Source organism: Limnochordia bacterium (assembly GCA_023230925.1).
Lineage (GTDB): Bacteria > Bacillota > Limnochordia > DUMW01 > DUMW01 > JALNWK01.
Window position 1 is genome coordinate 1 of the sequence record JALNWK010000009.1, and the last position, 15265, is coordinate 15265.

The 15265-nt window shown below is 48.1% G+C and carries 11 protein-coding genes and 1 pseudogene; 8 read left to right on the top strand and 4 right to left on the bottom strand.

Features of this window, described 5'->3' with window-relative positions:
* Nucleotides 1-202 precede the first annotated feature (202 nt).
* On the top strand, nucleotides 203-1777 hold the full coding sequence (gene murJ / locus M0Q40_03025; protein ID MCK9221590.1) for a murein biosynthesis integral membrane protein MurJ: 1575 nt from the start codon (nucleotides 203-205) through the stop codon (nucleotides 1775-1777).
* A 426-nt stretch (nucleotides 1778-2203) separates the two neighbouring features.
* Here murJ and M0Q40_03030 read toward each other — a convergent pair.
* Both M0Q40_03030 and M0Q40_03035 read right to left on the bottom strand, forming a co-directional pair.
* Nucleotides 2204-3559: pseudogene (locus M0Q40_03030) on the bottom strand (IS1634 family transposase).
* The gene (locus tag M0Q40_03035) at nucleotides 3502-3840 is read right to left on the bottom strand and encodes a DUF4277 domain-containing protein (protein MCK9221591.1); all 339 of its coding nucleotides are present in this window, start codon (nucleotides 3838-3840) and stop codon (nucleotides 3502-3504) included. The pseudogene M0Q40_03030 and the gene M0Q40_03035 overlap by 58 nt, the downstream one beginning before the upstream one ends.
* A 117-nt stretch (nucleotides 3841-3957) precedes the next feature.
* Between M0Q40_03035 and M0Q40_03040 the strand changes: the two genes are divergently transcribed.
* Nucleotides 3958-5529 carry a M60 family metallopeptidase gene (locus tag M0Q40_03040; protein MCK9221592.1) on the top strand — a complete coding sequence of 524 codons (1572 nt, stop codon included), beginning with the start codon at nucleotides 3958-3960 and terminating at the stop codon, nucleotides 5527-5529.
* 694 nt (nucleotides 5530-6223) lie between these two features.
* On the top strand, nucleotides 6224-6925 hold the full coding sequence (locus M0Q40_03045) for a CDP-alcohol phosphatidyltransferase family protein (protein MCK9221593.1): 702 nt from the start codon (nucleotides 6224-6226) through the stop codon (nucleotides 6923-6925).
* A gap of 164 nt (nucleotides 6926-7089) precedes the next feature.
* On the opposite strand, the gene M0Q40_03050 is transcribed toward M0Q40_03045, so the two are convergent.
* Both M0Q40_03050 and M0Q40_03055 read right to left on the bottom strand, forming a co-directional pair.
* Nucleotides 7090-7260, bottom strand: a complete 171-nt coding sequence (locus M0Q40_03050; GenBank protein MCK9221594.1) for a hypothetical protein — start codon at nucleotides 7258-7260, stop codon at nucleotides 7090-7092.
* Between the two features lie 265 nt (nucleotides 7261-7525).
* The gene (locus M0Q40_03055) at nucleotides 7526-7999 is read right to left on the bottom strand and encodes a hypothetical protein (GenBank protein ID MCK9221595.1); all 474 of its coding nucleotides are present in this window, start codon (nucleotides 7997-7999) and stop codon (nucleotides 7526-7528) included.
* A gap of 584 nt (nucleotides 8000-8583) precedes the next feature.
* Here M0Q40_03055 and lepA point away from each other — a divergent pair.
* The 5 genes from lepA (at nucleotide 8584) to dnaK (ending at nucleotide 15241) form a co-directional block, all read left to right on the top strand.
* Complete coding sequence (gene lepA / locus M0Q40_03060) at nucleotides 8584-10383, top strand: translation elongation factor 4 (protein ID MCK9221596.1); 1800 nt, start codon at nucleotides 8584-8586, stop codon at nucleotides 10381-10383.
* Nucleotides 10384-10408: 25 nt separating this feature from the next.
* Entirely contained in the window at nucleotides 10409-11518 is a 1110-nt protein-coding gene (hemW, locus tag M0Q40_03065; GenBank protein ID MCK9221597.1) for a radical SAM family heme chaperone HemW, read from the top strand.
* Nucleotides 11519-11646: 128 nt separating this feature from the next.
* Nucleotides 11647-12672, top strand: coding sequence for a heat-inducible transcriptional repressor HrcA (hrcA, locus tag M0Q40_03070; protein ID MCK9221598.1), 1026 nt, complete (start codon nucleotides 11647-11649; stop codon nucleotides 12670-12672).
* A 64-nt stretch (nucleotides 12673-12736) separates the two neighbouring features.
* Nucleotides 12737-13381, top strand: coding sequence for a nucleotide exchange factor GrpE (gene grpE, locus M0Q40_03075; GenBank protein MCK9221599.1), 645 nt, complete (start codon nucleotides 12737-12739; stop codon nucleotides 13379-13381).
* A 33-nt stretch (nucleotides 13382-13414) separates the two neighbouring features.
* On the top strand, nucleotides 13415-15241 hold the full coding sequence (gene dnaK, locus M0Q40_03080) for a molecular chaperone DnaK (GenBank protein MCK9221600.1): 1827 nt from the start codon (nucleotides 13415-13417) through the stop codon (nucleotides 15239-15241).
* Nucleotides 15242-15265 lie beyond the last annotated feature (24 nt).

Sequence of the window (15265 nt, forward strand, 5' to 3'; positions counted from 1 at the left end):
AAATTAGCCGTAGTAATCCACGTCATTGTTCGAAACGGAAATCCCATTCTGAAAACAGAACAACTCTAAAACGGAGCACCTACCCTAAGTGTATACACATCCTGACTTTGACGGGGTCCTGGTGGACAAGCCTTTGGGTATTGCAGGAAATGAGAGGAATGACCATAATAGTAAGAGGACGCCCACGATGGGAGTAAATCAAATGTCAAATCGTCAAGTGGCAAGAAATGCCACTATTGTTATGATCGGTATTTTCATCAGTCGGGTACTGGGATTAGTGCGGGAGCGGGCAGTAGCCCAGGTATTCGGCCGTACCCAGCAGACAGATGCCTATTTTGCCGCCTTCGGTATTCCTGACTTGATGTACTACTTGCTGGTGGGCGGAGCCCTATCTGCCGCCTTTATCCCTGTCTTTACCTCCTATCTGGCCCAGGATGATGAAGAGACCGCCTGGCATGTGGCCAGTACCTTTATCACAGCCACTGTGATCTTATTATTGATCTTTACTGTTGTTGGTGAGATCTTTACACCCCAGTTAGCACCCCTTGTGGCCTACGATTACTCTGGAGAGCAGCTTGCTTTGCTAGTGCAGCTGATGAGGATCGTATTTCCTGCGGTACTATTCACAGCACTGGCGGGTCTTGAAATGGGTGTACTGAATAGTTATCAGCATTTTACAGCACCGGTGGTCGGTCCCATTCTATATAATCTAGGGATTATTGCCGGAGCATACGTTTTGGGTCCTAAGTACGGTGTGTTTGGCATGGCTGTCGGCTTGGTGGTGGGCGCCTTTGGCAATTTCGCCATACAGCTACCGGTTTTACTGCGCTATACTAGGGCCTATCGACCTATCTTAGATTTACGACATCCTGGTATCCGTAAAATGGGGGCTTTGATGTTGCCAGCTATGGTGGGGCTGTCGGTTAACCAGTTGAACCTCATGATTAGCCAAAACATTGCTTCTGGTCTAGCTGAAGGTAGCATTACAGCGTTGCGCCTGGCAAATCGCTTAATGCAGTTCCCCCTCGGGGTGTTTGCCATGGGTATTTCCACCGCTGTTTTTCCCTTACTAACGAGACTTGCAGCAACTAATGCCTACAAGGAGCTGAAGGAAACATACTCCCTGGGACTACGTACGGTACTGATCATTACGATTCCGGCAAGTCTTGGCTTACTAGTATTGGGGGAGCCGATTGTACGGTTCTTGTTTCAGACGGGTGAGTTCACGGTCGCGGATACCCAAGCCACTGCCTATGCCTTGTTCTTTTACGCACTAGCCCTGCCGGCCCTTTCTGGGATCCAGCTCACAAGCAGAATGTTCTATGCCCTATACGATACGAAAACGCCGGTTAAGATCGGGATCTTATCAGTAATCGTGAGCACTGCTTTAAGCCTCCTCTTCCTGAATTTCACCGGCCTTGACTATGGTGGTTTGGCCCTTGCCTTTTCCGTGGCAACAACGGTGAACTTTATAGTTTATATCTTGATCCTCCGCAAGAAGCTTGGTGGCATCGATGGGGGACGAATCCTCACAAGTGTAGTGAAGTCCTCACTGGCATCATTGGTGATGGGAGTTGTGGTGTATCTGTCCAGTAATCTGGTGGGTCAATGGGTATCCCTTGCTACGACCCGGGGTAGGTTACTGCAGATGGCGATACCTATGCTTATAGGTATCATCGTCTATGGTGTATTCTTACTCGCCTTCCGGATGGAAGAACTAGAGTTTCTCCTCAGTGCAGTTAAGGGCCGGAAGAAGCGACTTCCTGCAAAGGAGTAGAGATTCCTGGACAGAGAGAACTAGTGGTTCTTGAAAGTCCCATCTTGGATTGATCAGCCAGGTTTTTAGGTTTATCGGACATGCATTGGTTATGTAATTGGGTCGAAACGACTAGTCTTATGAGCGCAACGATTTCTATGGTAGTATTCGGTAATCCGCCTCTTCCTTACATAGCGTCCGTCCACGCCTCAACGAAATAAGAAGGCCCACCGTTGTGCCCAGATGGGTGCAGTGTTGTCGCGAAGTGTAAGCGTCTTTCGTAACCATAGCTTCAAGTCCTATATCGCTTAGAATTCAAAGAAGCGTGATTCAACAGGTATAGTGAGTCGTTCCCCTTTCGCCCGGAAACTTGGGCAAATACCTGGCATTTGCTACACCACCCTTATTCCGCTGAATAAGCGTGCAAATCGCCTGATTTTTTAGCAGTCAACTCGTTTCTGTAAAGAGGGTCGGTGACAACCCTAAACACCTCAGGATCTTAAGTTGACTATCGGTTAGAGGCTGTAACAGTTTGCGGACCACCTCTTTCTTGTGGATGATTCTGTTATGCGGTACAAAGTTGAAGATGCCCAGGATAGCCCTCAAGGTTGGCTGAGTCATCTTTACGCCACCGGGACCAATTACCGTAGCTTCTTCTTGTTTCATCTCCCGCCGAACTACTCGTTCCACTACCGACAGAATCATCATGGTTATGAGAAGCATATACACCAGGGCTTCTATGCGGGATGGTTTTTTCAGGTAAAGCGAGTTAACAAAGTGTGGAGATTTTAACTGTTGGAACTTCTTTTCCACACTGCTCTGTGTTTTGTATTCGGTAAGGATCTGTTCTCCGCTAAGGCGTAAATCGTTAGTTGCCAAAACGAAGGTGCAATCACGTTTGACTAGTCTTTCTATGGCATCCTCGTCAGGGGTGTACTCCATGACAAGTTGGTAAACATACTGCTTATCCGCTACGGGCTTGAGCCTTGGTCGACCTCGCCGTCGTTTCTCCTGGGGGACTACTTGGTGATACTCTAGTTTTGATAGCTATTTGTGCAGAAGCAGTTCTATGTCCTTATTGGCATCGGATTCACAGGCAAACTCTCGTTTGGCATATTGCTTACTTAACTCTTCCAGCTTCTTCTGCTCTATTTCGGCCCTCTTCTCCCTGGTTTTACGTTTCCTTTCTTTGAGACTATGGGAGTAACACACGGCAAACTTCAAGGTAGTACCCCGGTATTCCCCAACATCATCTTGGATTTCATAGAAAACCTGCTTGCTTTGAGCGTTTTCCAAGGTAAACGGACGATAGCTGTTGGGGTGGTTCCATGCTTTGTCCAGTAGTTCTTGGGTAATGCTAACCGTTCCTGGCACTCTAGTAATGAAATTGATCCTTCTGTCTATTGCCTTCCTAATATTACCCTCGGTAAAGAAGGAGCTATCAGCTACGTAATAAAAGCTATCCATAGCTACTTCGTATTTGTCTAGAATTACAGGTACATCATCTAAAACGTCATTGTTGTAGGTCTTGTCATCGTAATTGACTGACAGCACTTTGGCATCAACAATAACTCCATCTGCCGTACCAATCCCTATCTTAAGCTGGTTTTTGTCAGGTCTTTTGTCTTTCGAATGTCCGAAGGTAATAGAAATCACACCGATTCGTCCGTCTTCGCTTTCATATTCGCCCCACATTACCTTGGATGTGGTATCGTAGTTTAGACTGCGAATACTCAAGCCATATTTCATGAACACATAGGTGGATATTGCACTAAAGATGGCCCGGGGATTACCCTCATCCATCTTGTCCAAGTAGTTGCCGAAACGATCGTCATGGAGTCCAGATCCTTGTTCCTAAAATACTCATCAAGCAGATACAAAGGATGGTGATCATCACAAAGATTAATAAGCATAAGCTTTGCTACAGTGCCATAGGGAATGTCGGGTTTTCGGCCCCTAGTGGGTGTTAGTGCATCATCGATTATCTGCGGTATATTGAAGACCTCAACAACACCGGCGATAAACCGAGGTTTACCATTAGCGAACGTTTGGACATCTAGATCCATTTCACCTAATACACTCAACCGGAAACGCCCCTTTTTACTAGTTTGTGAAATGCTTCTAGATGCCCCCAGTACTTTCCCCCCCTTACAATTAATGACATAATCTTCGATCAATTCGATCGATTGGATCTATATTCTATGCCGGTTCCATTCAGCGGAATATGGGATCAAGCATTCGCCCATTTCAATAATCCGAATAGGGATTACAATGTGATCGACGACTTTTACCATAACCTTGTCATGTTTTGGCAACTGGATCTTGCATTTGGCGAAGACTTTTACCCGGCCTTACACCGAGCGTACCGGGAAGTTCCGCAGTCCGAGCAACCTGCCACTGACCAAGAAAAGATACAGCAGTTCATTGTTACCGCGTCGGAGGTTGCCAATTATAACCTCACACCCTTCTTCGAGATGTGGGGTCTACACCCAACACGACAAATCAAGGAACAGATATCCCACTTACCACAACTTACACAACCGATTTGGTGGTTAACCGACGATGGCCTTAAATTGCCTCCAGTTAGCCTACGACTGGGAAATGGTACTGAACGTCTCGATTTACTTACCGGGACACCTCTAACCGATGTGACTACCGTTTGTATCGATGACCCAGATATCAAGCTGGAGAAGGTCACAGTGCTGATTGATGGAGAGGAACTTGATCAAAATGGGAGTATTCCTGCTTTGGTTACGCTTCGCCCTACAGAGCTCACCCAGGGCAATCATAATATCCGTGTGATCGCCGATGATAGTCAGGGTCGGCGGTATACCTCCACCGTCCATTTTCTAATTGAGCATTTTGATCTAGTTGCACCAATCAGGACTGGGCGGGGAGCAGAACGTCTACGTGGACGGGTTACCATTGCTGTGGATCCCATTATCCCGGCGAAGGATATTGTGAATGTAACCGCGAAGCTGAGGCCGGTCAGCTCAGAACCAAACGGTACGGATACCGCTTCGTCTGGTGAATACATCTTGTTTGATGCCACATTCCTACCGGTAAGGTTTCCTATTAATACTCTTGTATTCCCGGATGGACCCTATGACTTGGTCATCAGTGCCGAGACTATTGACGGAGTTGTTTCCGAAGTTGAGGAGCGAGTGCTCCTTGATAACTTTGAATTCGTAGAGGATCAGATCCTACCACCCCAGAATTTGGCGTGGTTTGGTATAAGGAATGCACTGAAAACAGTACAGGAACCGGAAGGGTGGGCGTACGCAGGTGGTGATCCTGATATCTTCTTTGGAGATCAAGACCGTATTAGACGCGAGGGAACCGGTGCACAGCACCTTACCTGGCATGTCCCGAATATTTACCGATATGCATTAACCATATATGCCCAAAATTCGAGGATTAAAGATGATGTGCTCGTGCAAGTTTCCTCCGACGGAGAGCTCTGGACCACTCTAGACTATGCGATCGACGTGACACACCCCGAAGATAATGAGCAACCACTATGGTTGAAGCTCGATCTTACAGGCACGGTTCCAAGGGCTCTGCCTGCTGAGCTCCTTCGTGTTGTTTTCCGAGATGGTGAAATCCCAAAGGAGGCCCTGCAGCTTGGCTATGTGTATCTGGAAGGGGTTAAAGATCAAGCGATACTCGACTTTTTTGTTACGGAACACCTTAAGTCCGGTACCGAAGAATCGAGCGTATCCTTCCTGCTTATTAGCGAAGGTGAAGCAACGCAGAAGAACGATGTGGCCTAGGAAGGTGACCTAGAGTACAGACCTCAACCCTAAGCAAACAAGAAGAACCTACCTAAAAGGAGAGATTACTAGGAAAGCCGTTCCGTACAGGAGTGGCTTTCCTAGGATGTCCTCATATACGGGATAGATCTGCTTTGTTAGCTCCCATGACGTTCGACACAGAACCAGCACACTTCATATAATAGGAGAAACAAAAGAATACATCGCTGTTTGGCCAAAACGCGGTGTGGAGGGTATGTTGGTCAGAACAGCGACCAATGGTATAGTATGAGGGAGTAGTCAGGAGTGCTCTGTTCCTACTTAACCAAGACCAGGAAACATTGGAGATATCGAGAATCGCATTCACACAGGGATTAGCGGTTCTGTAGGTCATGCCTGTAACCTGTTCCATGGTGTGACTGTGGACACACTGTAGTCTGAATGTACCTCAACTGTCTTAGTACCGAATGTCAATATAAGTATTGGGAGCGGTATTCCCCTTTACTTGCGCAGATGAAACGCTTTTGGGGATGTGCGGCGACTTATAGATAGCGTACCGTTTCCAATTGTGGTTGCTACCAACAACGGGCTATGGGCAGGTGCTTGAAGGATATTCCGGTAGGGAATCCAGTTGGTGATGGGGACTGTACAAAGAAAACGTAACCTACATTGGTGCATTGTGTTGTTGGGCTCTTTAGCGTAGGGGTGAGGAACCATGGGCAAACATGCAGACAAGGTTACACCCAGTGAGTTGTATCTGAGGCAAAGCAGGCCCTTGCTATGGGTCCGGGCACTTGCGGACCTATTGACTTTGTCCCGTCTCATAGGGGGAGTTGCCCTAGCGCTGATGTCCTGGGAGAGGACAGTCAGCTCGCTGGGTAGACTGGTCAAATACAACATGATCCTCTGGAGCACCGATATGCTCGATGGCAAGATCGCCCGTCGTTCACAGACGCCGCCCTCCTGGATTGGTGAGCGCGACGCGTGGATAGATGCAATACTGACACTTGGTACCAGCATCGCCCTTACTCGTTCCGGGTATCTACCTGGCAAACTGGTCGCCGCATGGCTTGGTATTTGTCTAGTGTCTTATGCTATTAGACCAGTTGCTACAATAGTGCTGGTTTTCATGTGTCCCCTGCAATTGACTCTGCCTGTATTGGCGTTTGTCCACCACTGTCCCGAAGTACGAATGTACTTCATATGGGTGGCTGCAGTTGCCTTCTTCAGTCGAAAGAGGCTGAAATGGGTTATTGAGGTTTTTATTAACGGGCTTCCAGACCAGCAAAGGGAATGGGTATGGTCATGGCTACCTAGCTGGCTCAAGCTGACGCCAGAGGAGAGAGAGTTCTTCGCGGTGTCCCTGTCTCCAGATGCTGCATCCCACGCGGCGAGAGGAGCAAGACCACAATTGTAGACAGCTGGGCGCATTGATGTTCGCCGAAAGGAACGGGACATTGCCCTACTGTGAGCAGGCAGCTGCTTCTGTTTTTTCAGATCTAGTTTCCAGTCGTTTGGCCCCGACATTTGCCAGACTCTTCTCTGCTTCGAACGTCCGCTCTATGGACGAAACAGGAGTATCTAGAAGTACATCATAACCGATTCCTCAGAAGAAGTACGTTCATCATCTCCCCAACTAACACTTTGGAGCAAAACCACGTGCACCCGCACAACATTCTTGTATTCTTTACCCGTTGTTTGACTGGTGTAGTCCTCAACCCTCTCTACTTCCACAGGAATGGCTAATGACACGTATCGGTAATGAATCTCCGTAAGCTCTTCATGGAAGCGTTGAAACCCGTCTAGAGTCCAGTGTTCCTGCAAATCGGGATGCAAGTAATTGTGTGGTACAGTAATTCACTGTTTCTAGATTTGAAGAACGTATGCAGCGCTTCATTAAACTCACCCCGCCAGATTAGAACGTAATTCGCTGACCGTGACTCTACGCAACCATTCATGGCAAGATAGTAGGCAAGTTCAAAGGCTTCAGTCAGACGCCGGCGATTAAGTACCCCGACTAAGAGCCGGTTGACTGGTCTAGTGACATTGCAAGAAACACTTGTTTACCTTCCCAAACAGCAGGGTAACGACTGTTTGCTGCCGGTAACGTATTAATATCGATCCCCACCTGTTCAAATAAAGGTTCTAAATTCACAAAAGCATCAGTCTTCACAAGCTCAAGGGCATGCTCTTCTGTCATTATCACTACATCAGGCAAAAACTCCTCTCCAGCCATGATCAGTGTTACCAACTTGTTGCCAAAATTGTAAGATGCGGTTCTCTCCTCGATAGTCCCTCCGCATTCATTGGAAAAACTTTTGACCAGACTGCTTACGTTGCCTGACTGAAAACCCTCCATTATAAACACTAAATCGGGATCAGTATCGACAGCATCCTCGTTACCGTCTGACCATATAGACCAGATCAGGCCTAGTACGATGGCCACAGCAACAAGTAGTATTACCCAGTCTCCTAGTCGTCGAATAGACATGTCGGCTCCTCCTTTCCCATTGGATGCAGACAGTCGTGACAACAAACAACAAATTTATAAACCCGGCTGGGATAAGGTTGTAGAGCCTGACCCAATTCTCTTGACCTTGTTGGGTACGAACCCTACACTGGATTGTTCAAAGGCATCCTATGGCATGTTTTCCGTCGGTTTGGACAGCTAGGGCCATAGACCCACCCGAGGCTTGGGATGGCACCTCTTAAGGGGAAATGCATCGGCACAGTTTGCTCTAGCCAGATAGTCTCCCATGACAAGACTTAATGATCTCCGAATATAATTATCTTTTTCGACAAACAGATTTTATCTCCCTCCATATATTTGCAGATACCTGATCTCTCGCTCGTCAATACCTCTTTTACCTCCAACCATGGCAAGGCAAGACTATCGTTGTCTTCGAGATGACTAGAACCGGGTGCACACCACGGTGCTAGCATACTCCAATTCCAATAATCCGCTGCAGCCTGAATTGGCCGCCTGTGACATCTTGCTTGCATTTGTGGCGAAAACATATAATAATATCTCTAGAGTTCTAATGTAGGAGTTGGTATTGGAGGATGGACAACGACATGCAGGAACGGATTAGAAACTTCTGCATAATTGCACACATTGACCATGGGAAATCTACTCTGGCCGATCGCTTAATCGAGCAGACGAATACACTGTCCCAAAGGCAGATGACAGATCAGGTGTTAGACCGACTGGATCTAGAAAAGGAACGGGGTATTACCATTAAGCTTCAAGCGGTACGGCTAGATTACCCGGCAGCGGATGGTCAAACCTATATCCTTAACCTGATCGATACACCGGGTCATGTGGACTTTTCCTACGAGGTATCTCGCAGTCTAGCTGCCTGTGAAGGTGCCCTCTTGATTATCGATGCCACCCAGGGAATAGAGGCTCAGACCCTTGCCAATCTATATTTGGCCCTGGAACATGATCTGGAGATTATTCCGGTGATCAACAAGATTGATTTACCCAGTGCTGACCCTGAATGGGTGCTTAACGAACTAGAGGAGTCCATTGGGATTAGCAAGGATGAGGCATTGCTTGTAAGTGCGAAAACCGGGGAGGGCATCGAAGGGGTGCTAGAGGCAATTGTGCATCGAATTCCTCCACCCAAAGGAGCGGAGGATGCTCCTTTACGGGCCTTGATCTTTGACTCTCACTTCGACAGTTATCGAGGTGTTGTTGCCTATATTCGAGTCATGGAAGGCAGTGTATCTGTGAAGGATGAGATCAAGTTGATGTCCAATCACCGGGAGTTTTTGGTCGATGAGCTTGGAGTGTTTCGGCCGGATATGCACTCGGTAAAGAGGTTAGGTCCCGGTGAAGTGGGCTGCCTGCTGGCCAGTATGAAGGATGTTAAGGATAGTCGGGTGGGAGATACGATCACCCATGTGAAGAACCCAGCCCAGGTTCCCCTACCGGGGTATCGGGCTGCTCGTTCCATGGTCTATTGCGGGTTATACCCTGTGGATAACGAGGACTTTACATCCCTACGTGATGCCCTAGAGAAGTTGCAACTTAATGATGCTGCGCTGGTATTTGAACCGGAGACCTCGGTGGCTTTAGGATTTGGTTTCCGCTGTGGCTTTCTTGGTTTGCTTCATTTAGAGATTGTACAAGAGCGCCTTGAGCGCGAATTTGATATGAATCTCATTACTACTGCACCCAGTGTCGTTTATCGGGTGGAAACCAGCGAAGGCAAGACCATGGAAATTCATAATCCGGCAGACTTTCCCCCGCAAAACGAGATTGAAAACATCAAGGAGCCCTTTGTGAAAGCGAAGATTGTGGTGCCGGACCAGTTTATTGGCTCGGTGATGGAGCTGTGTCAAGATCGACGGGGTGAGTATCAGGGAATGGAGTATTTAGGTCCCGGACGGGCCATGCTCCAATATGATTTGCCCTTAAGTGAGATTCTCATGGACTTTTTTGATCGCCTAAAATCCGGTACCCGGGGGTATGGGACCTTGGATTATGAATTTGACGGCTACCGGGATACCGATGCGGTCAAACTGGATATTCTGCTTAACGGTAAGTCCGTGGATGCCCTCTCCTGCATTGTGCACCGTAGTAAAGCAGCTGCGAGGGGACGCGCCCTAGCCGATAAATTAAAGGATGTGATTCCCAGGCAGATGTTTACTGTTCCCATCCAAGCCGCAGTAGGCAATAAGGTTCTGGCCCGGACGAATATTAGGGCTTTACGCAAAGACGTTACGGCAAAATGCTACGGTGGCGACGTAAGCCGAAAACGAAAGCTACTGGAGAAGCAAAAGGAAGGGAAAAAGCGCATGAAGCAGATTGGGAATATTGAGATTCCCCAAGAAGCTTTTATGGCAATTCTAAGTATCGAAGATGACTAGGCAACTGAATTATGGTGGGATATATGTGCATATTCCCTTCTGTGAAAGCAAATGCCCCTATTGTGATTTTCTGTCCTTTCCCGGATATTACCAGGTAATCGATGCTTATCTTCAGGCACTAGAAGCGGAGATGGATTACATTAGTGCTAATCTCCAAAGGGAATGTGTTTTTGATACCATCTATTTCGGGGGTGGTACGCCTTCTTTGCTTTCGCCTCCACAGTTAGAGCGCATCCTGGCGAAGATCCATAGGTGCTTTGAGATCAAGGGAGACTTGGAGGTTACCTTGGAAGCCAATCCCTGCAGTCTTTCTCTGGATAAGCTCCAGGGCTACAAGCAACTTGGTGTCAATCGGCTTAGCCTCGGGGTTCAATCACTAAATGCGGGGGAGCTCAGAACTCTAGGAAGGTTGCACGATGCGGATGCCGCCAGGGAGACTTACTTGCGCGCCCAGAATGTGGGGTTTAGTAATATAAGCGTTGATCTCATCTTTGGCATCCCCGGCCAAAGCCTTGCCAATTGGCATGATACCCTAGAGGAGATCACTAACTGGGCTCCGCCACATATTTCGACCTACTGTCTCACCGTGGAACCACAGACTCCCTTAGGGGAACTGGTGGCATCGGGGAGGGTTGTCATGCCCACAGACTCCCTGCAAGCAAGGATGTATACCCACACGATCGCTTTTCTGAAAACTAGGGGCTATGATCATTATGAGATCTCAAATTTCACAAGGCATCAACCCTGTCGCCACAATCTGCATTATTGGCGGAATGATTGGTATTTAGGTTTTGGACTAGGCGCCCATTCTCACTTTGGTCACGCCCGTTTTGCCAACGAAGGCTCCCTGCACGATTACTTGCCCAAATATACCCGAACCCAGCCTGGGGTGTATCGAACCTATCACTCGCCTTATGTTGTGATGCAGGAGACGATGTTTATGGGGCTGCGGTTACTTGAGGGCGTATCAGTGCCACGTTTTCGAGAACGCTTTAATCGTCTACCGATAGAAGTCTTCCATGAAGAGCTAGAGTATTTGGAGCAAGCGGGGTTGGTTGACTGTTCGTGTGATCGGATCAAATTGACACCAAAGGGAGTAATGTTTGGCAATCAAGCTTTTGTGGAGTTCGTTTAATGGGCTGTCGGCATGGTCCTGCTCTTGACAAAGAGGTTACTCGGTGGTATTTTTAACATGAACGCTGTTAGCACTCTTGCTATATGAGTGCTAAGTGTTTCCGAGCTCACCAGGTGGGGGGTGTGGTCATGGACGATAGAAAACGCAAGATATTAGAAGCAATAACCGACGACTATATTTTTACCGCGGAACCTGTCGGTTCCCGGACCATTGCCCGGCGTCATAATCTAGGCGTAAGTGCGGCCACGATTCGCAATGAGATGTCTGATCTTGAAGAACATGGCTTTCTCCATCAACCCCATACATCCGCCGGACGTATTCCGTCGGATAAGGGCTATCGTTTTTATGTAGATGTGTTGATGGAACCGGATTTAATTGAGCTGGCTGAGCGGATCCGAATCAAAAGGGAGATCAATGCAAAACGAAGGGAAATTGAAGATGCGATTAGCTATGCCACGCGACTTCTTGCAGTACTAACCCAGTATACCTCAATTGCATTGGCACCGAGCCTTAGCATGAGCCGTTTTCGGCATGTGCGGATAGTCCCTCTTGAAGAGAAAAATGTGATGGTTATCTCTGTTATTGATCCAGGTTTTGTCCAAAACAAGATCCTAGAAAGCAGCGAACCGATTAGCGAACAGTCGGCTAATCATATGTCGGATTATCTTAGCCATCTGCTTAGGACACTAACGATCAATGATTTAACCAAGGGGGTCATCAATGAGCTAAGGAATGTGATCCAGGATGCGATGTTGTTCCAAGATTTCATGGAGCTTCTTGTTGCTGGGCTTGACAGTAGACCCCAGGAGAGAATATATTTAGACGGAGCTACCAATTTGCTGGAACAGCCAGAGTTTAAGGATGTGGAAAAGGCCAGAACACTGCTCAGGGTCCTGGAAGGACGGCATGTTATCTTTGATCTGCTTGATCCTGCCAACGTTACTGGAGGTTTACGGGTGATCATCGGAAGTGAGCACAAGTATGAGGAACTACAGAGCTGCAGTATCGTGATGGCGACATATCATATTAAAGGCGAGGTCTTTGGCAGTATGGGGGTCCTAGGTCCCACCAGGATGAATTACCGGCGAACCTTGTCCTTAGTTCAGTTTATGGCCGAAAGTTTAAGTGAGACACTGACCAACATTACCCGGTGAATTTGGATTTGGATGCGAATTCTACCGGGGATTTGCGCGTTAAGAACCCTGTGAGGTGAACAGATTGGAAAAACACCCTGCCTTTGATGGTGAGGAGAAGAATGTAAGTGAGGACCCGAGCTTAGATGACGGGGATGGTGTTGTCACCGAGGGGGAGAGGGAAGAACCCCCAAAACCAGAGGAATTGCTAGCAGTGACACAGTCTGCCTTAGAACAGGCAACCAGTCAGCTAAAGGAGCTGGCTAAAGAAAAGGAAGGGCTCCAGGACCGGTATGTTAGGCTACAAGCTGACTTTGATAACTTCAGACGGCGTACCCGTAAAGAAATGGCTGAAGCCGGTGAGCAGGCTGTGGCCAAGTTTGTTTTGGAGATACTTCCTCTTATAGATAACCTGCAGCTGGCGGTGCAGAGTCAGTCTCAAAACGAGACTAACCAAGGCGTGGTTGCAGGTGTTAAAATGGTCCTAGACCAGTTTACAGAGGTGTTTAGTAGCTATGGGGTCCAGCCTATTGCTGCTTTAGGTAAGGAGTACGATCCTACTGTACATGAGGCTTTAATGACGGTGGAGACCGATGAGGTCTCTCCAGGATGTATCCTTGAAGAGTTAAGATGTGGCTATATCCAGCGAGAACGGGTACTACGCCCGAGTCTTGTTAAGGTTGCCGCAGCAGCTGCAAAGAAGGAACCCGTTGATGGTGAAAAAGCCTAAAGTGTTAGCGAAAGAAGAAGGAGTGGGGTATAAATGGGAAAAATAGTTGGGATTGATCTTGGCACCACTAACTCATGTATTTCTGTGATCGAGGGCGGTGAACCCGTCGTTATCCCCAATACGGAGGGAAGCCGAACGACCCCTTCGGTTGTTGCTTTTACTAAAGATGGGGAGCTTTTGGTGGGGGAAGCTGCCAAAAGGCAGGCAATAACTAACCCAGATCGTACTATTATGTCCATTAAGCGGGATATGGGTACGAGCCGTACGGTGCAAATAGACGGTAAGAAGTATACACCACAAGAAATCTCAGCGATGATCCTGCGCAAGCTAAAGCAAGATGCCCAGGATTATCTCGGTGAAGAGATTACCGAGGCGGTAATTACTGTACCTGCCTATTTTACTGATGCACAGCGCCAGGCGACAAAGGATGCCGGCCGCATTGCTGGTCTTGATGTCAAGAGGATCATCAATGAACCCACGGCGGCATCTTTAGCCTATGGTTTGGATAAGGAAGACAATCATACGATCTTGGTTTTTGACCTGGGCGGTGGAACCTTTGATGTATCCATTCTGGAACTAGGCGATGGAGTCTTTGAAGTGATCGCGACCCGGGGGAATAACCGGTTAGGTGGCGATGACTTCGATCAGCGCATTGTCAACTATATGGTTGATGACTTCAAGAAAAAGCACCGGATCGATCTGACCAAGGACCGGATGGCTATGCAGCGACTTAGGGAAGCGGCGGAAAAGGCTAAGATCGAACTCTCGGGACGCCAGTTAACCACGATCAATCTTCCGTTTATCTCCGCAGGAGAGAGCGGCCCCTTGCATCTGGAGTTTGAGCTGACCAGAAGCAAGTTTAACGAACTGACCAACGATTTGGTTGAGGCTACGATGGAGCCGATCCGCAAGGCTCTATCCGACGCAAGCTTGAGTGCTGGTGAAGTAGATAAGGTCATTTTGGTGGGCGGATCAACTAGGATTCCCGCGGTGCAAGAGGCCATCCACAAGCTTCTGAGCAAGGAGCCAAGCAAAGGAGTCAATCCCGATGAGAGTGTTGCCATTGGTGCGGCCATTCAGGCGGGAGTCTTGGCCGGTGAGGTTAGGGACGTGGTGCTTCTTGATGTTACGCCACTGTCTTTGGGGATTGAGACCTTAGGCGGAGTAATGACCACACTAATTAAGCGAAACACCACAATTCCCACGAGCCAAAAGCAGATTTTCAGCACTGCCGCAGATAATCAGACGGCGGTGGATATCCATGTGCTTCAAGGAGAACGGGCTATGGCCGCGGATAACATTACCCTTGGCCGCTTCCAGCTGACAGGAATTCCTCCAGCACCCAGGGGTATACCACAAATCGAGGTAACCTTTGATATAGATGCCAATGGTATTGTTAATGTATCAGCTAAGGATCTGGGTACCGGCAAGGAGCAGAAAATTACAATTACCTCCAACAGTGGGCTTTCTGAGCAAGACATCGAGAAAATGGTGAAAGAGGCTCAGTCGCATGAAGAGGAAGATAAAAAGCGACGGGAGCGTATTGAACTGCGGAACGAATCCGAACAGCTAATTTATTCTGTAGACAAAACCGTGAATGATTTAGGCGATAAGGTCACAGAGGATGAAAAGAATCGGATCGAGAAGGCTAAAGCAGACCTAAGCAGTGTTAAGGATGGGGACGATACGGAGAAAATCAAGGATGCCATGGATGCATTGAGCAAGGAGCTTCATGAGATCTCCACTCGTCTGTACCAGACCCAAGAAGGGAACCAGGCCCAGGATCAGGCCCAGGATCAGGATGCTCCGCCAGAGGATGACGTGGTGGATGCCGATTTTAAGGAAGTTGACGATAACTAGCTGAAAGTGATAGCCGAGGTGGTA